25 protein-coding genes are annotated in these 26,183 nt (G+C 69.8%); 13 read left to right on the top strand and 12 right to left on the bottom strand.

Features of this window, described 5'->3' with window-relative positions; genetic code table 11:
• Positions 1–19 precede the first annotated feature (19 nt).
• Positions 20–1,426, top strand: a complete 1,407-nt coding sequence (locus tag ACODSY_RS22480) for a malonate--CoA ligase (protein WP_488954128.1) — start codon at positions 20–22, stop codon at positions 1,424–1,426.
• 43 nt (positions 1,427–1,469) lie between these two features.
• Positions 1,470–2,240 (top strand): SDR family NAD(P)-dependent oxidoreductase, encoded by a 771-nt coding sequence (locus ACODSY_RS22475; RefSeq protein ID WP_488954127.1) that lies wholly within the window; start codon positions 1,470–1,472, stop codon positions 2,238–2,240.
• A gap of 108 nt (positions 2,241–2,348) precedes the next feature.
• On the opposite strand, the gene ACODSY_RS22470 is transcribed toward ACODSY_RS22475, so the two are convergent.
• Positions 2,349–2,753: a hypothetical protein gene (locus ACODSY_RS22470; RefSeq protein ID WP_488954126.1), complete on the bottom strand. Its 405-nt coding sequence runs from the start codon at positions 2,751–2,753 to the stop codon at positions 2,349–2,351.
• 155 nt (positions 2,754–2,908) lie between these two features.
• Between ACODSY_RS22470 and ACODSY_RS22465 the strand changes: the two genes are divergently transcribed.
• The 4 genes from ACODSY_RS22465 (at position 2,909) to ACODSY_RS22450 (ending at position 9,242) form a co-directional block, all read left to right on the top strand.
• A complete protein-coding gene (locus ACODSY_RS22465) occupies positions 2,909–3,727 on the top strand; it encodes an acyl-CoA thioesterase (protein ID WP_488954125.1) in 819 nt (272 codons plus the stop codon).
• 105 nt (positions 3,728–3,832) lie between these two features.
• On the top strand, positions 3,833–5,959 hold the full coding sequence (locus tag ACODSY_RS22460; protein ID WP_488954124.1) for a M13 family metallopeptidase: 2,127 nt from the start codon (positions 3,833–3,835) through the stop codon (positions 5,957–5,959).
• Between the two features lie 5 nt (positions 5,960–5,964).
• Positions 5,965–6,768, top strand: a complete 804-nt coding sequence (locus tag ACODSY_RS22455; RefSeq protein ID WP_488954123.1) for a TrmH family RNA methyltransferase — start codon at positions 5,965–5,967, stop codon at positions 6,766–6,768.
• Between the two features lie 68 nt (positions 6,769–6,836).
• Positions 6,837–9,242 (top strand): ATP-binding protein, encoded by a 2,406-nt coding sequence (locus ACODSY_RS22450; protein ID WP_488954122.1) that lies wholly within the window; start codon positions 6,837–6,839, stop codon positions 9,240–9,242.
• Between the two features lie 85 nt (positions 9,243–9,327).
• Here ACODSY_RS22450 and ACODSY_RS22445 read toward each other — a convergent pair whose 3' ends face one another.
• The 3 genes from ACODSY_RS22445 to ACODSY_RS22435 are packed head-to-tail and all read right to left on the bottom strand — an operon-like array spanning position 9,328 to position 11,189.
• Positions 9,328–10,128 carry a DODA-type extradiol aromatic ring-opening family dioxygenase gene (locus ACODSY_RS22445; RefSeq protein WP_488954121.1) on the bottom strand — a complete coding sequence of 267 codons (801 nt, stop codon included), beginning with the start codon at positions 10,126–10,128 and terminating at the stop codon, positions 9,328–9,330.
• A 23-nt stretch (positions 10,129–10,151) separates the two neighbouring features.
• Positions 10,152–10,727 (bottom strand): NADPH-dependent FMN reductase, encoded by a 576-nt coding sequence (locus ACODSY_RS22440; RefSeq protein ID WP_488954120.1) that lies wholly within the window; start codon positions 10,725–10,727, stop codon positions 10,152–10,154.
• A 42-nt stretch (positions 10,728–10,769) separates the two neighbouring features.
• Positions 10,770–11,189: a DoxX family protein gene (locus tag ACODSY_RS22435; protein ID WP_488954119.1), complete on the bottom strand. Its 420-nt coding sequence runs from the start codon at positions 11,187–11,189 to the stop codon at positions 10,770–10,772.
• Between the two features lie 130 nt (positions 11,190–11,319).
• On the opposite strand from ACODSY_RS22435, the gene ACODSY_RS22430 reads away from it, so the two are divergent.
• Positions 11,320–12,282: a LysR family transcriptional regulator gene (locus ACODSY_RS22430; RefSeq protein WP_488954118.1), complete on the top strand. Its 963-nt coding sequence runs from the start codon at positions 11,320–11,322 to the stop codon at positions 12,280–12,282.
• Here the strand turns inward: ACODSY_RS22430 and ACODSY_RS22425 are convergent.
• Positions 12,213–13,154 (bottom strand): LysR family transcriptional regulator, encoded by a 942-nt coding sequence (locus ACODSY_RS22425; RefSeq protein ID WP_488954117.1) that lies wholly within the window; start codon positions 13,152–13,154, stop codon positions 12,213–12,215. The genes ACODSY_RS22430 and ACODSY_RS22425 overlap by 70 nt on opposite strands.
• 129 nt (positions 13,155–13,283) lie before the next feature.
• On the opposite strand from ACODSY_RS22425, the gene ACODSY_RS22420 reads away from it, so the two are divergent.
• Together ACODSY_RS22420 and ACODSY_RS22415 are read left to right on the top strand one after the other, a co-directional pair.
• Positions 13,284–13,829, top strand: coding sequence for a hypothetical protein (locus ACODSY_RS22420; protein ID WP_488954116.1), 546 nt, complete (start codon positions 13,284–13,286; stop codon positions 13,827–13,829).
• On the top strand, positions 13,826–15,202 hold the full coding sequence (locus ACODSY_RS22415) for an MFS transporter (RefSeq protein WP_488954115.1): 1,377 nt from the start codon (positions 13,826–13,828) through the stop codon (positions 15,200–15,202). Before ACODSY_RS22420 ends, ACODSY_RS22415 begins: the two co-directional genes overlap by 4 nt.
• Here the strand turns inward: ACODSY_RS22415 and ACODSY_RS22410 are convergent.
• From ACODSY_RS22410 to ACODSY_RS22395, 4 genes are all read right to left on the bottom strand, one after another.
• A complete protein-coding gene (locus ACODSY_RS22410; protein WP_488954114.1) occupies positions 15,199–16,029 on the bottom strand; it encodes a DUF6644 family protein in 831 nt (276 codons plus the stop codon). The two genes, ACODSY_RS22415 and ACODSY_RS22410, sit on opposite strands and share 4 nt — an antisense overlap.
• On the bottom strand, positions 16,026–16,640 hold the full coding sequence (locus tag ACODSY_RS22405; RefSeq protein WP_488954113.1) for a DUF6644 family protein: 615 nt from the start codon (positions 16,638–16,640) through the stop codon (positions 16,026–16,028). Before ACODSY_RS22405 ends, ACODSY_RS22410 begins: the two co-directional genes overlap by 4 nt.
• A gap of 162 nt (positions 16,641–16,802) precedes the next feature.
• On the bottom strand, positions 16,803–17,315 hold the full coding sequence (locus ACODSY_RS22400) for a CinA family protein (RefSeq protein WP_488954112.1): 513 nt from the start codon (positions 17,313–17,315) through the stop codon (positions 16,803–16,805).
• A gap of 7 nt (positions 17,316–17,322) precedes the next feature.
• Positions 17,323–17,844: a hemerythrin domain-containing protein gene (locus ACODSY_RS22395; protein ID WP_488954111.1), complete on the bottom strand. Its 522-nt coding sequence runs from the start codon at positions 17,842–17,844 to the stop codon at positions 17,323–17,325.
• A gap of 99 nt (positions 17,845–17,943) precedes the next feature.
• Between ACODSY_RS22395 and ACODSY_RS22390 the strand changes: the two genes are divergently transcribed.
• Both ACODSY_RS22390 and ACODSY_RS22385 read left to right on the top strand, forming a co-directional pair.
• The gene (locus ACODSY_RS22390; RefSeq protein WP_488954110.1) at positions 17,944–18,960 is read left to right on the top strand and encodes an NAD(P)/FAD-dependent oxidoreductase; all 1,017 of its coding nucleotides are present in this window, start codon (positions 17,944–17,946) and stop codon (positions 18,958–18,960) included.
• Positions 18,961–18,962: 2 nt separating this feature from the next.
• Positions 18,963–20,132 (top strand): acyl-CoA dehydrogenase family protein, encoded by a 1,170-nt coding sequence (locus ACODSY_RS22385; protein ID WP_488954108.1) that lies wholly within the window; start codon positions 18,963–18,965, stop codon positions 20,130–20,132.
• A 19-nt stretch (positions 20,133–20,151) separates the two neighbouring features.
• Here the strand turns inward: ACODSY_RS22385 and ACODSY_RS22380 are convergent, their stop codons facing one another.
• Complete coding sequence (locus ACODSY_RS22380; protein WP_488954107.1) at positions 20,152–20,838, bottom strand: TonB family protein; 687 nt, start codon at positions 20,836–20,838, stop codon at positions 20,152–20,154.
• Positions 20,839–20,950: 112 nt separating this feature from the next.
• Between ACODSY_RS22380 and ACODSY_RS22375 the strand changes: the two genes are divergently transcribed.
• Positions 20,951–21,802: a transglycosylase SLT domain-containing protein gene (locus tag ACODSY_RS22375; protein ID WP_488954106.1), complete on the top strand. Its 852-nt coding sequence runs from the start codon at positions 20,951–20,953 to the stop codon at positions 21,800–21,802.
• Here the strand turns inward: ACODSY_RS22375 and ACODSY_RS22370 are convergent.
• Both ACODSY_RS22370 and ACODSY_RS22365 read right to left on the bottom strand, forming a co-directional pair.
• A complete protein-coding gene (locus ACODSY_RS22370) occupies positions 21,799–22,995 on the bottom strand; it encodes a CaiB/BaiF CoA transferase family protein (RefSeq protein WP_488954105.1) in 1,197 nt (398 codons plus the stop codon). The two genes, ACODSY_RS22375 and ACODSY_RS22370, sit on opposite strands and share 4 nt — an antisense overlap.
• Positions 22,996–23,046: 51 nt before the next feature.
• Positions 23,047–24,810, bottom strand: coding sequence for an ATP-binding response regulator (locus ACODSY_RS22365; RefSeq protein WP_488954104.1), 1,764 nt, complete (start codon positions 24,808–24,810; stop codon positions 23,047–23,049).
• Between the two features lie 170 nt (positions 24,811–24,980).
• On the opposite strand from ACODSY_RS22365, the gene spbR reads away from it, so the two are divergent.
• The gene (spbR, locus tag ACODSY_RS22360) at positions 24,981–26,132 is read left to right on the top strand and encodes a SpbR family protein (protein ID WP_488954103.1); all 1,152 of its coding nucleotides are present in this window, start codon (positions 24,981–24,983) and stop codon (positions 26,130–26,132) included.
• Positions 26,133–26,183 lie beyond the last annotated feature (51 nt).

The following is a 26,183-nucleotide window of genomic DNA, read 5'->3' as shown; positions in this document are numbered from 1 at the left end:
TCAGGCTAGGGAGGCGGGCATGTCCGAGAACCTCTACGACCTGCTCGCCGGCCGCTTTCCGGCCGACCGTTCGAAGCCCTGCTTCCTGCTGAGCGACGGGCGGGCGATCAGCTACGGCGAACTGGAGGCCGGGGCGGCGAAGGTGGCCGGACGGCTTCTGGCCGAGGGCGTCGGACCCGGCGACCGGGTGGCGCTGCAGGCCGAGAAGAGCGCCGAGGTCATCATGATCTACCTCGGCGTCCTCAAGGCCGGCGCGGTCTTCCTGCCGCTGAACAGCGCCTACACGCAGACCGAGGTTGAGTACTTCCTGGGCGACGCCGAGCCGAAGGTGTTCGTCACGGATCCGCCCGCGTGGGTGGCGCAGGCGGCGAGCCACGCGCCGCTGGAGACGGCCGTGCCGCGCGACGCGCGTGACCTCGCCTCGCTGATCTACACCTCGGGCACCACGGGCCGCTCCAAGGGCGCGATGCTGAGCCACGGGAATCTGGCCGAGAACGCCCTCGCGCTGCACGCGGCTTGGGGGTTCACGCCGGACGACGTGCTGCTGCACGCCTTGCCCATCTTCCACGTCCACGGCCTGTTCGTGGCGCTGCACTGCGCGCTGCTGAGCGGCTGCCCGATGGTATGGCTGCCGAAGTTCTCCGACGCCGAGGTGCTGGCCGGCCTGGACCGGGCGACCGTGATGATGGGGGTGCCGACCTTCTACACGCGCCTGCTGGCCAATCCGGCGTTCACGCGCGCCAAGGCCGACCACATCCGCCTGTTCATCTCCGGCTCAGCCCCGCTGCTGCCGTCGACCTTCGCGGAGTTCGAGGAGCGCACCGGTCAGCGGATCCTGGAGCGCTACGGCATGAGCGAGGCGGTGATCATCACCAGCAATCCGCTGCAGGGCGAGCGGATCGCCGGCTCGGTGGGTTATCCGCTGCCCGGCGTCGAGCTGCGCATCGGCGGCGGCGAGGCGACGGGCGTCATCCAGATCAAGGGACCCAGCGTGTTCCGCGAGTACTGGCGGATGCCGGAGAAGACCGCCGAGGAGTTCACCGCCCACGGCTTCTTCGTCACTGGCGACGTGGGGCGGCAGGATGCCGACGGTCGCGTCTGGATCTCGGGCCGGGCCAAGGACCTGATCATCTCGGGTGGCTACAACGTCTATCCCAAGGAGGTCGAGCTGGTGCTCGACGAACTGCCGGGCGTGACCGAGAGCGCCGTGATCGGCGTGCCGCACAAGGACTTCGGCGAGGGCGTCGTGGCGGTGGTCATGGGGCAGGGGGACGAGGCGGCGATGATCGCCGAGGCGCGCCGCCAGCTCGCGGCCTACAAGGCGCCGAAGCGGATCGTGTTCGTGGACGAGCTGCCGCGCAACACCATGGGCAAGGTGCAGAAGAACTTGCTGCGCCAGCGTTACGAACGACTGTTCGAAAGCTGAATCGTCGGGCAGGGTCCGCCCCGACCAGACACCGGAGTCGAAGATGGACCTGCAGCTCAAGGGCAAGAACGTGGTGGTGACCGGCGCGACGCGCGGCATCGGACGCGCGATCGCGGAGTGCTTCGCCGACGAGGGCGCCAACGTCGCCATCTGCGCGCGCAAGGCCGACCAGGTGGCCGAGACGGTGAAGGCGCTGGAGGCCAAGGGCGTGAAGGCGTTCGGCCAGGTGGTGGACATCGCCGATGGCCCGGCGCTCAAGGGCTTCATCCAGGCGGCGGGCGAGGCGCTGGGCGGCATCGACGTGCTGGTGTCGAACGCCAGCGCGCTGGTGAACGGCAACGGCGAGGACACGTGGAAGGCGATGTTCGACGTGGACATCATGGGCGCCGTCCGCACCCTGGAGGCGGCGACCCCGTTCCTGGAGAAGGCGGCGGCCGAGAAGGGCGACGCGGTCTTCCTGATCACCTCGTCGGTGTCGGCGGCCGAGGCCAGCCGGCCGGACGCCTACGGGGCGATGAAGGCGGCGCTGATCCACTTCGCCAAGGGCGTGGCCCGCGAGAGCGCGCCGAAGAAGATCCGCTGCAACGTGGTCTCGCCCGGCACCGTGTTCTTCGAAGGCGGCGTGTGGGGCAATGTGAAGGCCGGCATGCCCGGCTTCTTCGAGCAGATGATCAAGCGCAACCCGACGGGCCGCATGGCGACGCCGGAGGAGGTGGCGGCGGCCACGGTGTTCCTGGCGAGCCCGCGCTCGGCGTTCACCACGGGGATCAACATGCTGGTGGACGGGGCCATCTCGGCCCGCGCCAACTTCTAGAGCGCGTTCGGCGAAAGAGCTGCCGGTTTCGCCCCCAAGACCCGCTCCAAATCAGGGAGACCGAGCCTGGTGCTGGGTTCAGATGAGCCCATCTCAACCCAACAGGCTCTAGCCGCGGACCTCTGAAGCTCGGCGTCCGCCTGGGCGGACGTCGCCTTGCTGCACCTGACGCAGGCGGGCCACGTAGATCGGGGCGGTGGCCAACAGGACGCCCACGGCGTCGGCGGTGACCTTGATGGGCGACAGCAGCTCGCCGCCGATGCAAGGCGCGAGCTCGCTCAGCAGGACGACCCAGGCGGCCACCAGGGGAATGTCGCCGCGCCGGACATAGGGCATCAGCGCGAAGGCCGTTGCCGTGCCTGTGTAGAAGAGCAGCAGCCGGGCGAGAAACGGCTCGGCCAGAGGCGTGAGCGAGAGAGCCAGCACCGCGCAGCCCACGACGGCGCCAACCGGCGCGTAGGCCGCGCGCGGCAGGCCCGAGGGCGCGGCCAGGGAGAAGGATCGTTCGAACATCGCGCCATACAGCGTAAACGGCGCGCGTCACTTCACGCTTAATGTTCGTGGTTACGCGAAGCTGAGCGACTTCGCGTCCAGCGTGCGATCTTCGGAAGCACCCGCCGACGCCAAGTCGTTCTTGCGCGAGGCCAGGCGACGCGCTTTCAGGGGGAATGGACAAGCTCTTCTTCGACCTGCGGCCGACGCACAACCCGCACCGCTGGTACCTGCCGGTGGACCCCTCGATCTGTGTCGGGCCGCCGGGGAACGTGTTCATGTTCGGCGGCGTCGGCATGGCTTCGGCCGTCGCGGCGCTGGAGCGTACCACGGGCCGTCCGCTGATCTGGGCCACCGCCCAATACCTGGGGTTCGCCAGGCCGGGGACGGTGGTGGACATCGACGTCTGGACGCCGGTCGAGGGCAAGTACAACACCCAGGCCAACACCAAGGGCCACGTGGACGACAAGGAGATCATCTCGGTCAGCGCCGCCCTTGGCAGCCGGCCCAGCGACATCTCGGGACAGTGGTCGGAGGCGCCCGCCGTGCCGCCGCCCGAGGACTGCGAGCCCAGCAACCACTGGCGCGCGGCCACCGAGGGTCTGCACAGCCGCATGGAGGTCCGCATCGCCAAGGGCCGCTCGGGGGTGGACCGGATCGGCAATCCCGAGCCCGACGGCCGCACGCTGCTGTGGGCGAGGCCGCGCGAGGCCTTCGCGATCGACGCCAGCATGCTGGCCGTGATGGCCGACTTCGTGCCCCAGGGCGTGGGCAATGCGCTGGGCAAGAACGCCGGCGGCAACAGCCTGGACAACACCCTGCGGATCCGCCGGATCGTGCCCACGGACTGGGTGCTGTGCGACATCCGCATCAGCGGCGTCCACGGCGGCTTCGGCCATGGATCGATGCACCTCTATGCCCAGGACGGCGAACTGATGGCGACGGCCAGCCAATCGCTGATCGTCCGGGTGCGCGAGAGCGCGGAGGACCGCTGAGCAGGATGACAAACCTGTAACCTGCGCGGGGTGTTACGTCGGGTGTAGGGACGTCTCAGAAACGACGCGAGGGCGCGGCCCGCGCGCCAAGGAGCGCTCCACCGTATGACCATCCGCCTGTCCTGGCTGGCCGCCGCATCCTCCGCGGCCCTGCTTTCCGCCTGCGCGACCGCCGCGCCGCCGCCGCCACCCGTCGCGCAGGCTCCGACCTCGGCGCCTGCGCCGCCCGAGCCCGCCAAGCCCAAGGCGCAGGTCGGGACGTTCGGCTTCGACGTCTCGGGCATGGACACCTCCGTAGCCGCTGGGGACGACTTCTTCCGCTATGGCGTCGGCAGGTGGGTGGATCGCACGGAGATCCCGGCCGACCGGTCGAACATCACCAGCTTTGGCGTCATCCAGGAGGTGGCGGCCGCGCGCACGCGGGCGATCATCGAGGACTCCGCGAAGGCAGCCGCGCCCGAGGGTTCGGAAGCCCGCAAGATCGGCGACTACTTCGCGAGCTTCATGGACGAGGCGCGGATCGAGCAACTGGGCGCGGCGCCGCTGAAGCCGGAACTGGACGCCATCGCCGCGATCAAGACGCGCGCCGACCTCTCGCGCGCCCTGGGCGGCGCCATGCGCGCCGACACCGACGCGCTCAACGCGACGAACTTCTACACCGAGCGGCCCTTCGGCCTGTGGGTGGCCGAGGACCTCGACGACACCTCGAAGTACCGCGCGTACCTGATGCAGGGCGGCCTCTCGATGCCCGACCGCCAATACTATCTCGACGGCGGCGCCCGGTTCGTGGAGCTGCGCGGCAAGTTCGAGGCCCACGTGGCGGCGATGTTCCGACTGGCCGGCTATTCCGACGCCGAGGCGCGCGCCAAGCGCGTCGTGGCCCTGGAAACCGCGATCGCCAAGGCTCACGTCCCGGTGGACGAGACCGCCGACGTGGCCAAGTCGAACACCGTCTGGACCCGCGCTGAACTCCCCAAGAAGGCGCCGGGCATCGACTGGAACGCCTTCCTGGCGGCGGCGGGCCTCGCCGATGAGCCGCGCTTCGGAGCCTGGCAGGCTGGGGCGATCGCACGCATGTCGGCGCTGGCGGGCAACCAGCCGATCGATGCCTGGAGAGATTATCTCGCATTCCACACCATCGAGCGGGGCGCCCCCTATCTCTCGAAGGCCTTCGTCGACGAGCACTTCGCGTTCAATTCGCAGGCGATCACGGGTACGCCGCAACAGCGTGAGCGCTGGAAGCGTGGGGTGGACAACACCTCCAACGCCCTGGGAGAGGCCATCGGCAAGCTCTACGTCGAGCGCCACTTCCTGCCGCAGGCCAAGGCCCAGGCCAAGGAAATGGCCGACAACGTGCTGGCGGCCTTCGGCGCCCGGATCGACAAGCTGGAGTGGATGACCCCGCAAACCAAGGCGCGGGCGAAGGCCAAGCTGGCGAATTTCCGCATCTACGTCGGCTATCCCGACACCTGGCGTGACTACTCGGGCCTGCAGATCGTCCGGGGCGACGCTTATGGCAACTGGAGCCGGGGCGTGCTGTTCGAATACCGCCGCAACCTGGCCAAGCTGGGCAGGCCGGTGGACCGGGCCGAGTGGTTCATGACGCCGCAGACGGTGAACGCGCTGTTCGCGCCCAGCCAGAATTCGATCATCTTCCCGGCCGCGATCCTGGAGCCGACCTTCTTCGATCCGAACGCCGATGCGGCGGTGAACTATGGCGCCATCGGCGGCGTGATGGGGCATGAGATCAGCCACGGCTTCGACGACACCGGTGCGCTGTTCGACGAGAACGGCAACGTGAAGAACTGGTGGACGCCGCAGGACATGGCCCGCTTCAAGGCCGAAACCAAGAAGCTGGCCGACCAGTACAGCGCCTACGAGGCGTTGCCGGGCCTGCACCTCAACGGCCAGCAGGTGCTGGGCGAGAACATCGCCGACGTCGCCGGCCTGGCGGCGGCCTACGACGCCTATCACCTGTCGCTGAAAGGCGCGCAGCCGCAAACGATCGACGGGTTCACCGCGGACCAGCGGTTCTTCCTGGGCTGGGCGCAGAACTACCGGAGCAAGTTCCGGGAGCCGGCGCTGCGCCGGGCGGTGGTGACGGGCGTGCACTCGCCCGGGCCGTGGCGGGCGCTGACGGTGCGCAACCAGGACGCCTGGTACCCCGCCTTCGACGTCAAGCCAGGCCAGAAGCTCTATCTGGCGCCCGGCGAACGCGTGAAGATCTGGTAGGCGGCTTGCCGGCCGTCATCCGCATCGACGACGCGGGCGACCCCCGCCTTGAGCCCTATCGGGCGGTCCGCGAGCGGGACCTGGCCGGGCGCGACGGCCTGTTCGTCGCCGAGGGCCGGGTGGTGCTTGAGAAGGCGGTGGCGGCCCTGCCGGACGCCATCGCCTCGGTCCTGGTCGCGGAGCATCGGCTGGACAGCCTGGCGGACGTCCTGGCCCGCCTGCCCGCGGCGACACCGGTCTACGCGGCGGCGCAGGCGGCCATGGACGAGGTCGTTGGGTTTCCGATCCATCGCGGCATCCTGGCCGTGGGGCGGAGATGCGAACGCGAGGCGGCGACGCTGCTGGGCGGCCTGCCGCCGACCGCGCTTGTGGTGGGCCTGATCGGCATCGCCAATCACGACAACATGGGCGGGATCTTCCGCAATGCCGCTGCATTCGGCGTCGACGCCATCCTGCTCGACCCCACCTGCTGCGATCCGCTCTACCGTAAGTCGATCCGCGTCAGCGTGGGCGCCGCCCTGACCGTACCCTTCGCGCGGGCGGCGGACCCGGCGGGGATGCTGGCCGGGGCAGGATGGGAGACGGTGGCGCTGTCGCCGCGAGGGCAGGTCGAACTCGGTGAGCTCTCGGTCAACTCGCGCATGGCGGTCCTGTTCGGGGCGGAGGGCCCGGGCCTGCCTGAGGATGTGATGTCGCGGGTTAGCGGCGTGCGCATCGCCATGGCCGGCGGTTTCGACTCCCTCAACGTCGCAACCACCAGTGGCATCGTGCTGCATCACCTGGTCACACGGCGAAATAGCGTCGCTTAAAGAGCCGCTTAACGGAAACCGCTGATACTTGGAGCGGGACCGTGGGAACAGCGGACCAGGGGGAATGAATGGCCCGCGAGCCGGTGCGGAAAGCTGCGACGACGCCGATCGACCTGGAGGGTTCCAGGGCGGTGTTCGATCGCGCGACGCGGCTCGCCCGGACCCTGTTCGGTGAGGTCGAAAGCAAGATCACCCTCAAACTCGAGACCGGCTACTGGCGCAGTCGCACCTATGAAACGGTCGCCGACTCCGCCTCCGTTCGCGAGGTGATGCGCCGCGGCGAGGTGGTCTGGATCGAAGACGCCGCCCAGGATCCGCTCGTCCGCAACGAGCCGTCGGTCAAGGGACCGCCCTATGCGCGGTTCTATGCGGGCGCGCCGATCCGTCTGGCGGACGGCTCGACCCCGGGCGCGCTCTCGGTCATGGGGCTGGAGCCGCGCCCCTACGACGGTTGCCTGGCGCGCCGACTGCAGGATCTCGCCGATTTCGTCGCGGACGAATGGGCGCGGGTGGACGCCGCCCGCGGGCAGGCCGGCGCCGAGCGCACCATGACGGCGATCGTCGACGCCATGCCGGTTTCGGTGGTCCTGACCGACCGCGAGGCCCGCGTACTCTATGCCAGCCCGGCCTGGATCAAGGCGCGTGGCCTGGAAGGCGTGGAGGTGGTCGGCAAGACGCTGTTCGAGCTGCGACCAGACATCTTCGAACAGTGGCGGCAGGGCATCTTCTTCTGCATGGACGGGCACAGCCGCTCGCTGGAGCGGGTGCCGTTCGCGCAGCCCGACGGTTCGTCAGGCTGGGCCAAGGTGGAGCTCGCGCCGTGGTTCGACATCGACGGCGATGTCGGCGGCCTGATCGTCAGTTCCTACGACATCACCCACATCGTCGAGGCGCTCGAGCGCAGCGAGCGTTCGGAGGAACGGCTGCGGGTGGCGCTCGAACTCGCCGAACTGCACGTCTACGAGATGGACTACGTGCGGCGCGAACTCATCAAGGTGGGCGCGGAGGACACGTTCTTCGACACGCCAGCCACCTACGAGGGGCTGCGGAAGGACATCTGGGGCGCCATCGATCCGCGCGACAAGGCGTCCGTGATGGCCGCTTGGGCGCAGCACCAGAAGGACGGCCAGCCCTTCGCGCCCCAGTATCGAGTTGTCCGCGGCGATGGCCGCGAAGTCTGGGTGTCGGGTACTGCACGGCTCGTGGAGAACGACGAGGGCAAGTCGATCCGGTTGGTGGGCGCGCTGCGCAACATCACTCAGCAGAAGGCGTCGGAGCGGGCCCTGGTCCAGGCCAAGGAGGAAGCCGAGCAGGCCAACCAGGCCAAGAGCGCCTTTCTGGCCACCATGAGCCATGAGATCCGCACTCCGCTGAACGGCGTGCTGGGCATGGCCCAGGCCCTGGCGGCCGACGAGGACCTATCGGCCACCCAGCGCGAACGCATCGAGGTGATCAAGCAGTCGGGCGAGAGCCTGCTGACCATCCTGAACGACGTGCTGGACCTCTCGAAGATCGAAGCGGGCAAGCTCGACTTGGAGACGGCGCAGTTCGACATCGACGAGATCGCCAAGACGGTCCACGCCACGTTCCAGGCCATCGCCGAGACCAAGGGACTGGAGTTCGAGTTCGCGGTCGATCGGGCGGCGCGCGGCGTCTACGAGGGCGACCAGGTGCGGGTGCGCCAAATCCTGTGGAACCTGGTGTCGAACGCGCTGAAGTTCACCGAGAAGGGCGGCGTGAAGGTCCGCATCGGCCGCGACGACGAGGCGTTGTCGCTGACCGTCTTCGACAGCGGCATCGGGATGACGGCGTTCCAACTCGCCGGCCTGTTCCGCAAGTTCGCCCAGGCCGACGCCTCGACGACGCGGAAGTTCGGCGGCACGGGCCTGGGGCTGGCCATCTGCCGTGAGTTGGCCGAGGCGATGGGCGGCTCGGTGAGCGCCACAAGCGCGCCGGGGATGGGCTCGACCTTCACCGCGTTCCTGCCGCTGAAGCGGGTGGCCGACGCGGCGCCCCGGCCGAAGAAGGCGAGGAAGCCGAAAGTGCGTCCGCAGCCGGCGGATGCGCGCCCGGTCCGGGTGCTGGCCGCCGAAGACAACGCGATGAACCAGCTGGTCCTGAAGACCCTGCTGGGCCAGATCGGGATCGAGCCCGAGATCGTCGGCGACGGCCGCGCCGCGCTGGAAGCCTGGGAGCGCGAGACCTGGGACGTGATCCTCATGGACGTGCAGATGCCCGTGATGGATGGGCCGACCGCCACGGCGTTGATCCGTACGCGGGAACGCTCGGAGGGACGCGCGCGGACGCCGATCGTGGCGTTGACCGCAAACGCCATGCCCCATCAGATCAGCGAGTACCTGCAATCCGGAATGGACGCCTTCGTGGCGAAGCCGATCGAGGCACTTCGTCTGTACGAGGCGCTACAGGCGGCGGTGGACGGCCACGCCGGCGCGGACGAGGCGGCTGTCGCCTAGCGAGATCCGGAGATCCTCTGACGGCGGGTGTGTGAGCGCCGTGGGGGAGAACGAGGATCTCCGGTCCCTCTCGCTGGGAGGGTCTTCAGGTGGCCCGGCCGAACTCAACGGCAGAGACCACCACATCCATGACCGTATCGCGGAAAGCGACCAGGCCTGGTTCGCCCGCCGCGGCGCCGGCGGCCACCATCAGGGGCAGAAGGTGTTCCTCGCGCGGGTGGGCGTCGCGGCCGTAGGGCGCGGCGTCCCAGTGGGCGAGGGCGGCTTCGCGGTGCGCCGGATCGGTCACCGCCGCCTCGAGCCATTGGTCGAACTTCGCCGAGCGCTCGGTGAAGGCGGGCGAGAAGCCGCGCATGTTGTGCCAGCTCATGCCGGAACCCACGATGAGCACGCCCTCGTCCCGCAGGGGCGCGAGCGCGCGGCCGGCGGCCAGGTGGGCTTCCGGGTCTAGGTCGGCCTTCAGCGAGAGCTGGACGACCCGGATGTCGGCGTCCGGCGTGACCAGCTTCAGCGGCACGAAGACCCCGTGGTCCCAGCCGTGCTCGGCGTCCTCAGCGGAAGCGATGCCTGCCTCGCCGAGGAGCCGGCGGACCCGGCGCGCTAGGCCGGGGGATCCGGGCGCGCCGAAGGTCAGCTCATAGGTGTGCCTGGGGAAGCCGTAGTAGTCGTAGTCGAGGCTGGGCCATTTGCCAGAGCCGACGGTGAAGACCGGCGCTTCCCAGTGGCCCGAGACCACCAGGATGGCCTTCGGGCGTTCGGGCAGGCTGGCGACCAGACCTTGCAGGTAGGCCGCGGTGCGGTCCCAGGCATCGGCCGGACCCCGTGTCCACTCCATGAAGAAGCAGGGGCCCGCGCCGTGGGGGAGGAAGACGGTGGGCAGGGTCATGGCTGTAACCTGGGACCTTCCGGTTAGGCGGCCTTCGCCGCGGGGACGTCGTCGATGATCTTCTCGATCCAGGCGGCGAACTGGGCGCCGTAGGACTTCAGGAACTCGGCGGTTCCCTCGTTGATCAGTTCGCCCGCGTCGTCGAACAGGGCGAACGCGTTGCCGACGTAGGCTTCCTGGCTGAGCAGCGGCACGTTCAGGAACACCAGCGATTGGCGCAGGTGATGGTTGGCGCCGAAGCCGCCGATCGCGCCGGGCGACATGCTGATCACCGCGCCGGGCTTACCGTTCCACACGCTCGAACCGTACGGGCGGGAGCCGACGTCGATGGCGTTCTTCAGCACGCCGGGGACCGAGCGGTTGTATTCGGGCGTCACGAACAGAACCGCATCGGCCGCGGCGATCTGCTCGCGGAAGCGCACCCACTGCGCCGGGGGATCCGACTCCAGATCCTGGTCGAAGTGCGGCAGGTCGCCGATCTCGACGATATCGAACTTCAGGTTGGGCGTCAGGGCGGCGAAGGCCTTGGCCAGCTTGCGGCTCACGCTGTCCTTGCGGAGCGAGCCGACGACGACGGCGACGTTACGGACTTGGGTCATGACAGGTTCCTTTGCGAGAGGGGGAGGTTGTCGGTTGAAGGTTCAGGCGGCGGCCAGGCGGGCCTTGCCCTGACGAAGACCGTCAAGGCTGTAGGCTCCGGCGCCGGTGGTGCTGAGCAGCAGGAAGATGAAGGCGAAGAGGATCGCCGGCTCACCGCCGTTGAGCACCGGGTAGAAGCTCGCAGGGGCGTGGAACATGAAGTAGGCCACCGCCATCTGGCCGGCGGCGATAAAGGCCGCAGGGCGGGTGAAGAGGCCGACGACGATCAGCAGGCCGGTGACCAGCTCGATCAGGCCGCCGACGCCGAACAGGCTGAGCAGCGCTTGCTGACCGGGCTGGGCGCCTTCCGGGAAGCCGGCCAGCTTGACCAGGCCGTGCTCCACGAAGAGCAGGCCGGTGATGACACGCAGCGCGGTGATGGCCTGAGGCGTGAACCGGCCGGTGGCGAGGGATTGCGACATGGAAGAAGCCCTTCTCTTGTTTTGTTCCGCCGGCCGGTGGCCTCGGACTGACGGGAAGATGGGCTGCGGCCGCGCCGTTGATAATCCGGCCGATCTGAATGAGAGTGTCTCCGGATAGGAAACAATCCCCATGGACCGCATCGATGAGATCCGAGCCTTCGCCGCGGTGGCGGAGGCGCGCAGCTTCACGCAGGGCGCGCGCAAGCTGGACGTTTCCGGCGCGCAGATTTCCAAGCTGGTCGCGCGGCTGGAAAACCGTCTGGGCGCGCGGTTGCTGAACCGGACGACCCGCGACGTCTCGCTGACCGATACGGGGCAGGCCTACCTGGAGCGGGCTCGCGACCTGATCGAGCAGTTCGACGCGCTCGAGACCTCGGTGAAGGACCAGAGTGGCCCGTCGGGCAACCTGAAGATCTCCGCGCCGGTCTCGTTCGGGAAGAACCAGCTCACGCCGGCCCTGCTGGAATTCGCCACCGGCTGCCTGGCGGTGTCGCTCGATGTGGTCTTCTCCGACCGGATGGTGAACCTGGTGGAGGAAGGCTTCGACGTGGCCGTGCGCATCGGACACCTGACGGACAGTTCGCTGGTGGCGCGCAGGCTGGCCGCGGTGCGGATGATCACCTGCGCCTCACCTGACTATCTCGCCGGCGCGGGGACGCCACTGACGCTGGAGGAGGTGGCGAAGCACGAGGCCATCCTCGACACGAACGCGCGTGACGCCACCCTCTGGCGCTTCGGCCGCAAGGGCGACGCCCACGAGGTGCGCGTGCAGGGGCGTCTTCGGTTCAATGGGGCCGAGGCCTGCGTAGAGGCGGCGGTGAAGGGTTTCGGCATCGTGCGGACGCCGGCGTTCGCCGCGGCGGACGACCTGCGCGCGGGGCGGCTGGTCCCCATCCTCTGCAACTTCGAGCCCGAGGAGATCCATGTGCACGCGGTCTATCCGCACGCACGGCACCTGGCGGCCAAGGTGCGGGCCTTCGTGGACTTCCTGGCCAAGCGCTACGCGGGTGAACCCGAATGGCATCAGGGCTGGGGCGAGAGGCATCCTGGCGCGGCATCCGGCGCGCTCGCCGGGCTCGCGGCGCAGACCTGACGAACGCAGGCGCGCAGCCACCTGTGGACCGGCTCGGCGTCGAGCCGCGGATGCCAGACCATCGAAACGGTGAAGCCGTCCGTCCGCAGCGGGATCGGGAAGGTGAACATATCCTCGCGCAGCGCCGCCGTGTGACGGTCAGGGACCGTGGCGACCAGATCGGAATTGCGGGCCAGCGCCAGGGCCGTCGCGAAGCCGCTGACCGCGCTGACCGCCCGTCGGTGGAATCCGTCCGGTAGGAAGGGCCGCTCCACCGCGTCTTCGTCGAAGCCGCTGCGCGAGACGATGACGTGCGATGCGTCCGCATAGGCCTGGGCGGTGATGCGCTTGCCGGCCAGCGGATGATCGGCGCTGACCGCGCCGACGAGACGGTCGCGGAAGAGCGCCTGGGCGCGCAACTCCGGTCCCATCGACGGTTCGACGACAGCGGTCTCGAGGTCGACCCGGCCCTCTCTTAGGGGCGCACTGTCCTTGTCCGACTTCTGGAGGAAGTTCAGGCGGATCCCCGGCGCTTCCGCCCCGACGCGCGCGAGCAGCCTCGGGCCGAAATTCTCCACGAAGCCGTCGCTGGTGCGGAGGGTGAAGGTTCGTTCCAGCGTCGTGAGGTCGATCGCCTCGACCGGTCGAAGAACAGCCTGCGCCTCGGCGACAAGTGCGCCGACCCGCTCTCGCAACTCGATCGCGCGCGGCGTGGCGACAAGGCCGCGTCCCGCCCGAACCAGCAGCGGGTCTCCGGTGGTTTCACGCAGCCGGGCGAGGGCGCGGCTCATCGCGGAGGGGCTGAGCCGCAGCCTGCGAGACGCGCCCGCGACGCTGCCCTCCTCGAGCAGGACGTCCAGGACGACGAGCAGGTTGAGGTCAGGACCCGACATCCGCCAACTCTAGCATATATGGCGTCAGACGCACGGGTAACCTGCAATCGTTGCGTATTCCGCCATGTCCTACGCCACCCTAGCTTCATTGCGAGACCCGGCTGCACGCCGGCGGAAGCGAGGAATGCGATGGCGAAGAGCACACTTGAAGAGTCGATGGCCGCCCTGAGTTCGACTTGGGGGCCGCTGACGAGCGAGCTGGCGGAGACGAGCCGGCTGCACTTGGAGGCGCTGGCCCAGGCGTCGCCGGACGAACCCTGGCTGATGGAACTGCACCCGGACCGGCCGGCCAGCCGCGAACTCTACCGCGACCCCGCGCACGGCTTCGTGCTCCTCGCCCATGTGGAGCCGGCGGGCCTCTATCGTCCGCCGCACGACCACGGTCGGAGCTGGGTCGTCTACGCCGTCCAACAGGGCGAAAGCGAGATGGGGACCTATGGTCGGGTCGAGGCGCCCGGAGGCGGGGTAAGGCTCGTCAAGCGCAACGCCACGCTGGTGAGGCCCGGCATGGCGCAGGTCTACCTGCCCGGGGACATCCACGACACCCTGTGCATCGCCGGTCCCGCCGTGCTCTTCCGGTTTACCGAACGCGACCTCAAACGAGAGGATCAGGTCGAGCGCCGGGTGACGCGCTACGTCCAGCGGGACGGCTTCTGGGGCGGGGCGACGCCGTGACCGCGCTTGCCCTCGCGCCAGCCGTGGATTCGGAGGGCCTGGTCGGAGCGCGCCGGGCGCTGGCCACCGCCTCGGTGCTCGCGGCGATGGTCGTGGTTGTGCTCGACGCCGCGATCGCCAACGTCGCCCTGCCTACGATCGGCGCGGCGCTCGGGGTGACCCCGGCCGCGGTTGTCCGGGTGGTGACGGCCTATCAACTCGGCCTCATCACGGCGCTGTTGCCCGCCGCGGCCTTGGGCGAGAGCTTCGGCTACCGGCGGGTATTCGCGGCGGGGGCCGGGCTCTTCACCGTGGGGTCCGTGCTCTGCGCGCTATCGCCCTCGCTTGAGATCCTGACCGCGGCGCGCTTCGTCCAGGGGCTCGGCGGGGCGGCCGTCATGGCGCTGGGCGTCGCGCTCCTGCGCTTCATCGTGCCGAAGGAACGGCTTGGAGCGGCCATCGGCTGGAATGCGCTGGCTGTCGCCCTGTCGTCGGCCGCCGGGCCGACGCTGGGCGCGGCGATCCTTTCGCTGGGGTCGTGGCCGTGGCTGTTCGTGGTGAACCTGCCGATCGCGATCGCCGTGCTGCTCGCCTCGAGAGCTCTTCCAAGCGCGGGTGGGACGGGACGGCCGGTGGACCTGGTCAGCGTCGCGCTCAGCGCCTGCACCTTCGGCGCGCTGGTGATCGGAGCCCAGTTGGCTCCGGCCCAGCCGGTGCTCGCCACGGTCCTGTTCGTCGGCGCCGCGGCCTACGCCGCCGTACTGGTGACGCGGGATTCGCGCCGGGCCTCGCCGCTCGTTCCCGTGGACCTGCTGCGCAATCGGTCCTTCCGTATCCCGGCCATCGCGTCGGTGCTTTGTTTCATGGCCCAGGGCGCCGCGGTGATCGCGCTGCCCTTCCACTTCCAGCACGCCCTCGGCCTCACGCCGGTGGTCGCGGGCCTCTGCCTCGCCGCATGGCCGCTCGCCGTGGCGGTGGCCGGCCCCCTGGCCGGCCGGTTGGCGAACCGGATATCTCCGGCGCTGCTGTGCCTTACGGGTGGCGTCGTCCTGGCCGGTGGCCTGGCCGCGGGCGCCGCCCTGCCTCTGCAGGCAGGGCCGCTCGCGCTCAGCGCCTGCAGCATCCTCTGCGGCGTTGGGTTCGGCCTGTTCAACGTGCCGAACAATCGCAGCCTGTTTCAATCCGCGCCCCGCGACCGGAGCAGCGCCGCCGGCGGGATGCAGGGAATCGCGCGGCTATCGGGCCAAGCCGCGGGCGCGGCATCGATGGCCCTGCTGTTCGACGTATCTGCCTTGGACGTCGCGCCGAGGATCGGCCTCGCGCTGGGCGCGGCGGCGGCGCTCGCGGCGGGCCTGGTGAGCCTCATCGCCCGCGGCGCCGCCGACGGTCGCTAGGCGAACGCGATCCAGCGGCCCGCCGCGGCCGTCGCTACCCAGACCAGGATCGCCGCGTACGCCAGGGCCTTCACGGCGGGGCCCCCGCCGGTCTGGCTGCGTCCGGTGCTGACGATCTGCACCGCGGCGGCGGCCAGGATCCAGGCCAGATAGACCAGGATCAGCACCTTGTTGGCGGGATCGAGGTGCGCGTAGTCGTCGGGCTTGTAGATCAGGTGGTGGATGGCGAGCTGGGCCGCCATCAGGCCCAGGAGGCCGACCAGGTAGACGATCCGCGTCAGGCCGCGCGTCACGAAGAGCACGATCAGCGATGCGGCGATGATCACGTGCCAGAGGCCGGGGTTCACCAGCTTGGCGACCGCGAACACGCCCACGCACAGGCCGAAGAGCGCCAGGCCGATGGCGGCCGCGACGCCGGCGCCGCGGCTGAGCCGGCCGTCCAGCTTGGCGGCGGGCAGGGCGACGCCGTAGGTCAGGATCAGCGCGGCGGCGAGGCCGAGCATCTTCGCGGTGAAGGCTTCGGAGGTGTAGAGCCGCTCCGGATTCGACGTGCCGATCAGGATGCCGGTCACGAGCACGCCGATCACCCCCAGGTTCAGCCAGGGCAGCACGCCCCGGCGCACCTCGGACGGGCTTTCATCGGTAAGGCCCGAGCCGATGAGGCGCAGGTTCAGCAGGATGCTGGCGCCGCCCAGCAAGGCCAGCGACAGGATGTGCAGCACTTCCCACTGGGCGAAGTACGGCTTGATCTGGGCGCCAGGAAACGTCTCGTCGAGCGTGCCGACCCAGGGGCCGATGGCGGGAAAGATGTCCTGAGGCGCGATCACTTCGTCAGCTCCGTGAGGTCGATGGCGCCCCGTTCGGAGGCGGCGCATTCCTGGGCCAAGTTGGCCCAGTGCGGGAGCGGCTTGCCGCACTCGTACCAGTCGTAGGCGATGAAGCGGCCGAAGGTGATGACCGTGATCCAGGAGATGATCGAGACGGCGGCCGAGAGTCGCGCCTTGCCGGGCGGTCGGGGCGCGCTGTCCCAGGCGTCGCGGTCCTTCTGCACCTTGTAGTGGAAGACGAAGATGTTGATCACGGCGATCGCCAGGAAGATCAACTTCAGGCGGAACCAGAGATTATGGTAATAAAGCAAAGGCTTGGCATAGAAAAGTAAGACGCCTGTCACCACCATGAGGAAGAAGCCGAAGACGGTCAGCGGAAGCACGCGATCGCTGATGACCGAGACCGGCGTCTTGCGAAAGCCCCAGCCCAGCAGCCGGAAGTCCACCAGGAAGATGGTGCCGGCGAACAACATCAGCGACAGGACGTGGGTGCCTTCGAGCAGGCCCCAGACGTTCAGCGTGCTGGCGAGGGCCTCGCTCCATGACGGATCGTATTCGCCGGGACCCTTGCCGACCTGCGTGGCCAGCCAGACCAGGAAGTCGCGTATCAACTGAGTTTCCCCCGAGACCGTACCGAGTTACCCCCGATAACATACCGCCGCTTCTATAGCGTTCCGCGTGCGCGTCCATTGCGCGATTGCGTCGTGCGCGAAACACGGCTGAGCTTTGGAGGGGAGGCTAGAAGGCGCGGGGCCTGCCCGCAATCGGATAGCTCAGGCGGCCTTCGCCAGATCTTCCAGAGCCTCGGCGAAAAGCCGCAGGCTGGCGCGGAGGGCGCTGATCCTGACCCGCGCACGACCGATGTCGCCAAAGCGGGCGAGGCGGTGGCGGGTCTCTCCGCCTTTACGGGCGCAGGCGACGTGCACCAAGCCCGCCTGCGGTCCCTCGGCGAAACCGGTGATCGAGACCGCGAGATGCGCGCGGGACGCGGCGATCGCGCCTTCCGCCATGGCGCGGGCGCAAGCTTCCGAGACCGCGCCGTCCTCTGCCAGGACGGCGCGCGGAACGCCCAGCAGTTCATGCTTGGAGTCGTCGGTGTAGGTGACGAGGCCACGCTCGAAGGCGTGGCTCTTGCCCGGGATGTCGGTGAGGAGCGAGGCGAGCAGGCCGCCGGTGCAGCTTTCCGCCGTGGCCAGCATCAGCTCACGGTCGCAGGCGGCCTGCAGCACCTCATGGGCGAGGCGCTCGATATCGTCCGGGATGGCCGGATCGAGGGCTTCGGCCATCGCCGGCTCAGTTGGCCTTCGGCGCCAGCTCGGCCTTGCGCGCCTTCATCTCCTCGCCGAGCGCCTTGAGGTCCATTTCGGACTTCCGAAGTTCGGGGAAGTACTCGGTTTCCTCTTCCTCGACGTGGTGCTCGATCAACTCGCTCAGCACCTTCACCTTGGCGTCGTAATAGTCATCGTCGGGCGACATGGCTTCGATCTGGTCCATCAGCGACTTGGCCGAGGCATGCTCGACCTCGGCTTCGTTGACGGTGTCCTGTTCGTCCACGAAGGGCCGGGAGGCCGGATAGAAGATGTCTTCCTCCAGAACCATGTGGACGCGCAGCGCGGCGATGACCTTCAAGGCGATGGCCTGCTTCTTCTTCGCGTCTTCCTTGGCCTTCTCGTACTGCTTGAACAGGTCTTCCGCTTCGCGGTGATCGGCCATCAGCAGGCTGACGGCGTCGTCGGGGCGCGCGGACGCCTTTCCGGTCTTCGTCACGCCGGACGACGATTTGGACTTGCTGGACGCGGCTTGGGTGGTGGCCATGGTGCTCTCCCTCGGGGAAACGGTTCGGGCCAGTGAACCCGCCGCTGCGGTCGAGGTTCCAGGGCTTGCTTTTCTTGTGGGCGACGGCTCGTTAGGCGGATGACGAACGCGCCCCGAGTCACCGTCGCCGGCGCCGGCGTGCTGGGCCTGACGACCGCCCTGGTCTTGGCCGAGGCCGGCTGTCGGGTGACGGTCTGCGACCCCGGCGGGCCCAACGCTTCGAGCGTCGCGGCCGGCATGATCGCGCCGGCGTTCGAGGCGGTGCTGGACGAATGCGCGCGCCCACATCTGGACCTGCTGATGGCGGCCCGCGACCTGTGGCCGGGGCTGGCCCAGCGGGCTGGGGTGGTGCTGGAGCGGTCCGGTGCGCTGGCGGTGGGCGATGAGCCTTGGCTGGAGAAGGTGGCGGCGGGCTTTGGCGCACTGCAGATGCGGCCCGCCGAGATCGGCGGCGACACCGCGCGCGGCCTGGCGCCGGGGCTGTCGGAAGCCGTCGACGTGGCGCTGCTGAGCCGCGAGGACTGGCGGATCGATGCGCCAACCGCCATGGGGGCCCTGGCCAATGCGGCGGCCGCGGCAGGGGTGCGGTTCGAGCGCCGGGTCGTACGCGAGCGCGGCGACGCCGATGTCCTGGTGATCGCGACTGGGGCGACGGAAGGCTTGAGGGATATCGCGCCGGAGCTTTCGGCGCTCTCGCCGATCAAGGGTCACATCGTCCGCGTCGCGGCGCAGTCCGCGGGCGTCACGGTCCGCGGGGAGGGTGTCTACGCCGCTCCGGGTTCGGGCATGGCGTTCGGAGCCACCATGGAGCCCGGCCGCGCCGACGTGACCGTGGAGGAGGACAAGGCCAAGCCGCTGCTGGCCGCGGGATTGCGTCTGTTTCCAGGGCTGCGCGGAGCTCCGATTCAGATGGCGGCGGGCGTGCGGGCGGCCACGGCGGACGGACTGCCGATGGTTGGGCCGGGCGCGGCGCCGGGCGTGATGCTGGCCGTCGGTTCGCGCCGCAATGGGTGGCTGCTGGCGCCGCTGGTCGCCCAGGCGATCGCCGCTTGCGTGACGGGGCGTGATCCCGGCCCCCATGCCGCGCGGCTGGATCCGGCGCGCTTTCGGGGGTGAGCATGAACGGCTTCTGGTTCTCGGACGAGCAGCAGGCGATCCGCGATGCGGTGGTCCGCCTCTGCGAGGGCTTCGATGCGGCCTACTGGCGGAAGACCGACGAGAGCGGCGCGTTTCCCGAGGCCTTCGTTGCGGCCATGGCGCAGGCGGGCTGGCTGGGCGTGGCGATGCCGACCGAATTTGGCGGATCGGGCCTGGGCCTGACCGAGGCGGCGATCGTGATGCAGGCGGTGGCCGAGAGCGGGGCGGGCTTCTCCGGCGCCAGCGCCATGCACCTCAACATCTTCGGCCTGATGCCGGTGGTGAAGTTCGGCACGGAGGCCCAGCGGAAGGCGGCCATCCCCCGCATCATCGCCGGCGAGGATCGGACCTGCTTCGCGGTGACGGAGCCCGACGCGGGGCTCGACACCACCAGCCTGACGACCCGGGCCACGCGGACCAACGACGGCTACGTCATCCGCGGCCGGAAGATGTGGACCACGAACGCCCAGCGCGCGACCAAGATGCTGATCATCGCGCGCACCACGCCGAAGGAGGAGGTGAAGCGGCCGACCGAGGGGCTGAGCCTGTTCTACACCGACTTCGACCGCAGCCGGATCGAGGCCACGCCGATCCCGAAGATGGGCCGCAAGGCGGTGGAATCGAACGCCGTCTTCATCGACGACCTGCACGTGCCGGCCGGGGACCTAGTCGGCGAGGAGGGGCGGGGCTTCTACTACCTGCTGGAGGGGCTGAACCCCGAGCGGGTGCTGATCGGCGCCGAGGCCGTGGGCCTGGGCCGCGCGGCGCTGAAGCGGGCGGCGGGCTATGCCAAGGAGCGGGTAGTGTTCGGCCGGCCCATCGGCCAGAACCAGGGGGTGGCGCATCCGCTGGCCAGGGCCTGGGCCGAGCTGGAAGCGGCGAACCTCATGGCCTTCAAGGCCGCGGCTCTGTTCGACGCCGGGCGCGAGTGCGGCGCCGAGGCCAACGCGGCCAAGTTCCTGGGCGGCGAGGCGGGCTTCAAGGCCTGCGAGGCGGCGGTGCTGGCGCACGGCGGAATGGGCTACGCCAAGGAGTTCGACGTGGAGCGCTACTTCCGCGAATCCATGATCGCCCGCATCGCCCCGGTCAGCCGCGAGATGATCCTGAACTACATCGCCGAGCGCGTGCTGGGCCTGCCGAAAAGCTACTAGGGCAGGCCCAGACGGCGCGTCACTTCGGCAGCCTGAATGCGATCGGGATCGCGACCTGCGCCCCGCCCACCGCGCGGCCGTCCACGGTCTGCGGGCTCATGCGGAAGTACCTCGCGAGTTTCAGCGCCGCGGCGCCGAACCCCATGTCGTCCGGCGTCTCCGAGATGAGGCGGCAGGCCGAAACCGCCCCGGCGTCCGTGACCTCGCACGAGATCACCGCGCGGCCCTCTACCTCCATGCGCACGGCCCGGTCCGGGTAGAACCGCGCCATGTCCGCGCCGTTGGGGCGGCTCACCCATGTCGGGTTGCGGATGACCGGATCGGGGGTGGGCGGCGCGATGGGTTGCGGCGGGGTGACGGTCACCGGCCCTGGCGTGGGGAGAGGCTCGATCACCGGCGGAAGGGGCGTCGGCGTAACCGGGATCGGGACATCGGTGAGGATTGGCGGGCGCGGCGAGACGACGCGCCGGGGCGGGGACTCCGGCGGCGGGGGCGGCGGCTCCACCTTCTTGGGCACGAGGTCGACGATCACCGGCGGATCTTCGGGCGTCACCGCCGGCTTTGGCGGCGCGAATTGCATCATGGCGAGGTAGGCCGCCACGAGGGCATGCAGGCTCAGGGAGGCGGCGACGACCAGGCTCGTGGTGCGCGACATGCGCCGCCGCGGGGCGACGAAGTCGAAGGGCGTGGGTTGGCGGATGACCATGGCGGGCTCCAAGTGATTTACAGGCGTAATGCACTCAGAAATTACAGCAGTAATGTGGCGACGGCGGACGCCCGCACGACGCTTCGTTAACAGGGTTAGCTGAGCGTTAACCATGATCGGCGACCACTGGCGCATGGCCGTCCAGGGAATCCGGGGCATCGTCGAAGCCGCCATCCAACGCGCCTCCCAGGCGACGGGGGTGGATTTCGGATTCCTGATGAAGACTGCGGGCCGCGAGAGCAGCTTCAACCCGCGCGCCCGAGCCTCCACCTCATCGGCCGCCGGGCTCTTCCAGTTCGTCGACCAGACGTGGCTGTCCACCTTGAAGCAGCATGGCTCCAAGCACGGCTATGCCCGCTACGCCGACCTGATCACCAAGGGTTCGGACGGGCGCTACCGCGTCGCCGACGGGGAGGCGCGTCGCGCCGTCATGGACCTGAAGCTGGACCCCCACGCCGCCTCGCTGATGGCCGGCGAGATGGCCGCGGATCATGCGGCGTACCTGAAGGGCCGGGTCGGCCGCGAGCCGACCTCGGGCGAACTCTACGTAGCCCACTTCCTCGGCCCGGCCGGCTCGGCCAAGCTGATCCGCGCGGCGGAAAGCCAACCGGGCGCGTCCGCCGCTTCGCTGTTCCCGGACGCCGCCCGCGCCAACAAGACCATCTTCTATCGCGACGGCCGCGCCGCCACGGTGGGCGAGGTCTATGCCAACCTGACCCGGAACGGCGGCAGCGGCCTCGCCATCGATCGGCCGGCCCAGGAAGCCGCCGATCCGGTGGACGGCGGCTTCATCCAGTACGCCTCCACGCGCCGGGCCTCGCGCCAGCGCGAGCAGGAGGCCCTGGTGGCCATGATCCTCAAGGGCTCGCAGCCGGCCGACCAGGCCGGGATCGGCAGCCGCCTCACGGGTTCGCTGTTCACCAGCGAGATGCTGCGGATGCTTTCGGACAGCCGCGAGAGTTAGGCCGCCGCGCCGTCGGCGAACATCGCCTCGATCTCCGCCTCGCCATACCCCGCCTCGGCCAGGACCTCGCGGGTGTGCTGGCCCAGCTTCGGCGCCGGCGGAAGGCGCGTCGCGTCGGCGCCCGGGAAGCGCGCGGGGGCGGCGGGCGAGCGATAGGTCCCGCCCTGGCCGTCCTCCACCTCGACGAAGGCTCCGGCCGCGGCGACCTGCGGATCTTGAGCTACCTCGCCCGGGGTTTGCAGCGGCGCCCAGACCAGGTCGGCGGCATCCAGCCGGCGGGCGATCTCGTCGAACGGCAGGGCGGCGAACCCCGCGTCGAGTTCCGCCGAGAGCTGGGCGGCGTTCTGGCGGCGCGCCTTGCCGGTGGCGAAGCGCTCGTCGGCGACCAGTTCGGGCCGGCCCGCGGCTTCGCAGAACTTCTCCCAACCGCCGCCCGAGCCGCGCGGATTGTGCACGAACCAGCGGCCCTCCGAGCTCTGATAGTAGTTGGAGAGCGCGTTGATCGGGTTGGCGCGCGGGCGCACCGAGGCCACGCGGCCGAACTTGAGCTGCACCGCCAGGTCCGAGCCCATCAGATAGACGCCGGAGGCCAGCAGCGAGGTCTGGACCAGCCGGCCCTTGCCCGTGCGCTCGCGCTCGTAGAGCGCCGCCAGGATTGCCGAGACCGTCGCCAGCGAGGTCGAGTGGTCGCCCACGCCCGAGGTGCGCAGGAACGGCTCGGCGCCCTTCGGGGCCGTCATGTAGCCGATGCCAGAGCGCGCCCAGAAGGCGGTGACGTCGAAGCCGGGCAGGTGCGCCTCGGGACCCTCGAGGCCGTAGCCGGTGATCACCGCATAGACGAGCCGGGGATTGGCCTTGCGCAGGGTCTCGTCGTCGAGCCCGTGCTTCTTCAGCGAAACCGGGCGGACGTTGGTGAGGAAGACGTCGGCCTCGGCGGCCAAGCGGGCCAGCGCCTCGCGGCCAGCGGGCTTCGAGATGTCGAGCACCACGCCGCGCTTGCCACGATTGTCGAGATCGAACGTCGGGTTCGAGCCCAGGTCGTTGGCCAGGTCGGCGAAGACATGGCGCATGTTGTCGCCGCCCGGACGCTCGACCTTGATCACCGAGGCGCCCCAGTCGGCGAGGATGCCCGCCGCGCCGGGGCCGGCGATGTAGGCGGAGAAGTCGACGACCTTCAGACCTTCGAGCAGCACGCGTTCCCTCCTGTTCGTGAGGGCACCGTAGCGGAGGTGACGGGGCGGCGCCTACGCCACCTTCGCGCGATCGTTGGCGGGGCGCCCGGCCTGGAGCGCCTCGGCGATGGCCCGGGCGGCGGCGGGCACGGCGACCGGACGGCGCAGCAGGGCGTCGCAACCGGCGGCGAGCGCCGCGTCGGCGTCCTCCGCCTCGCCGCTGATGAGGGCGATGACCGGCGTCACGGAGGCGGCTCCGTCCAGCGCCCGCAGCGCCGCGACCGTGGCCGCGCCGTCGGCGACCATCAGGTCCAGGTCGCAGATGCGGGCCAGGCCGACGGCGCGCCCGCCATCCGCCGCGTGGACCACCTGGTGGCCCAGTTGCTCCAGGCACGCCCGCAGCATCGCCCCGGCGCGGGCTTCGCCCTCGACCATCAGGATCCGCAGGCGCCGGCCCGGATCTTCGATCGGAGCAGGCGGCCGGGCCGGGGCCGGCTGCTGCAACCGGGCGGCGGCGTCGTAGGGGAGCTCGAACGTGAAGCAGCTTCCCAGGCCGACGGCGCTTTCGGCGCGCACGTCGCCGCCCATGAGGCGCGCGAGCCGGACGGCCAGCGGCAGGCCGAGGCCCGCGCCCGCGGCGCCGGCGCTGGTCCGGGCGACCCGTTCGAACGGGCGAAGCGCGGCGGCGAGCTCATGTTCCGCGAGGCCAGGTCCCGTGTCGGCCACCGCGGCGGCGATGCGCTCTCCCAGCACCGAAAGGCGAACCTCGACGCGGCCGCGCATGGTGAACTTGACAGCGTTGGCGACCAGGGCGCCCAGCACCTGGCGGGCGCGGACAGCGTCGCCGACGGCGCAGCCCTGACCGTCCGCCAGCCGGTCGTCCAGGTGGACGGACAACTCCAGCCCCTTGGCCGACGCCCCCGGCCGGCTGGCCTGCACAAGATCGCGGGCCAGGGCGACGAGGTCGAAGGGGTGGGCTTCCACCGTCAGGCGTCCCGCTTCGGCGTTCTCGGCGTCGACCGTGGTGTCCAGCACGCCCAGCAACTCGTTCACGGCGTCCAGCGCGGCGGTGATCTGCTGGCGCGACGGCGCGACGCGGCCACGGCCGGCGGCGGAGGCCAGGACGTGAGCCACCCCGGTGAGCCCATGGCGGATTTCGTCGGACAGGGTCGAGACGAGGTCGGACTTGGATCGGGCGAGGCGGCGCGCGGCCTCGGCCTGTTCGGCTCGCTCGGCGATCAACAGTTCGCGTTCGGCGGCCAGGGCGAACTGGGTGCGCAGGATGCGGTTGACCAGGAGCGCGAGGGCCAGTCCCAGGGCCGCGGCGCTGAGGGCCAGGTGCGCCATGCCCAACGCCTCGGGATGCAGGAACAGCGCCACCAACGGGCCGGCCAGCGCCACCGGCGCCACGATCAGCAGGCTGGGCAGCCAGGTCACGGTGAAGACGGTGCAGATGAGCGCGCCGGCCAGGGCAAGGAGGAGGAGCGTCTCGCGCACCGGCCCGGCGAAGTGGGCGAAGAGCGCCAGTCCGGCGATGGTCAGAGCCCACACGAGGCCCGCAAGGACATGGACCCGGGCGCGCCTGCGTAGATCGGCCGCAGCCGGCGTCTTCAGCCAGTTCACCGCGCCATAGAGCGCGGCCCAGCCGATCGCGAAGCCGGCGAGGTTCAGGCTCATCCAGGCGGCGTTGGCGGCGTGTCCCCCGACCCAAACGAAGATCGGCAGGCAGATGCCAAAAGCCAGTAGCGCATAGGGAAGCAGCGCGGTCTGGGCCTTCATTCCCTGGTCGGTGACAGTCGGATCCAGGGGTGGATCGAAGGCGGATGTCGAGGCCACGGATGGGTCCCTTCGCAGGCGAGGGACCAGGCTAGGCGCCAGCCGTTGGCGGCCCGTTACGCGAAATCCTTAATCCACAGATTCGGTTGGCAACCTCCCGTTAAGCTTGGCCGGGCAAATGTCGAATCGCGGGACTCCGAAGCTGCTTCGGACGGGGATGAGAGACGGGGATGGCGACGACGCGCTCGGCGCTGACGGATGAGGATATCCGTACGCTGGTGAAGGGGGCGACCCCGGACGAACGCGCCGTGGCGGCCCGCAAGCTCTGCCACAGCATGGACCATGCGCCGCTGTCCGCCGAGGATCGCGAGCTGGCCGCCGACATCCTCCGGGTGATGGCCGCCGATGCGGCCGAGCTGGTGCGCAAGGCGATCGCCGAGACCCTGCAAGCTTCCAACGTCGTGCCGCGCGACGTTGCCCTGAAGCTGTCGCGCGACGTCGAGAGCGTCTGTTTGCCGCTGCTGACATTTTCGCCGGCCTTCACGGACGCCGATCTGGCCGAAATCGTTCGGCTGGGCGGTCCGGTCCGCCAGGTGGCGATCGCGCGGAGGCCGGAGCTCTCGGCGACCGTGACGGACAGCCTGGGCGAGTACGGCGGCGAGCGCGCCGTGACCGCGGCCTGCTCCAATCCGGGCGCCGAGTTCTCCGAAGCCGGGCTGAACCGGATCGTCGACCGTTTCGAGACGTCCGAGCGCGTCCTGGCGGCCATGGCCTATCGCAGCGTGCTGCCGCTCTCGATCACCGAACGGCTGATCGGCCTCGTCACCGAGAAGGTGCGCGACCACCTCGTGACGCATCACGCCGTCACGGGCGAGACGGCGCTGGAACTCGTGATCGGCGTCACGGAACGCGCGACCGTCGACCTGGTGGACCAGGCCGGCAAGGCGGCCGATGTCCGCACGCTGGTCACCCACCTGAACGCCGAGGGGCGGCTGACCGCCTCGCTGCTCCTGCGCGCGCTGGCCAGCGGGCATATGACCTTCTTCGAATGGGGTGTGGCAGAACTGGCGGGCGTGCCGCACCATCGCACCTGGCTGATGATCCACGACGCCGGGCCGCTGGGCCTGCGTGCGATCTACGAGCGGGCCGGGCTGCCCGCGCGTCTGTTCCCAGCCTTCCGGGCCGCCGTCGACACCTATCACTCCATGGAGTTCGACGGTGGGGCCAAGGATCAGGAACGCTTCCAGGAACGCATGCTGCAGCGCTTCCTGACTCAGCCGGAGCAGGCGTCGCGTGAGGACGTCGACTATCTGCTGGCCCGCATGGACGCCCGTCTGGCGACGCCCCCCGCCCCCGAACGCGACGTCGTCCTCCTCGCCTGAGGCTTCCGCCGGGTGACCTTGCCGGGGTTCGGCTGGCGGCCCAAGCTGGCG

It is taken from the genome of Phenylobacterium sp. FG114, from assembly GCF_057809855.1.
This window is presented reverse-complemented; position numbering and strand designations above follow the sequence as displayed.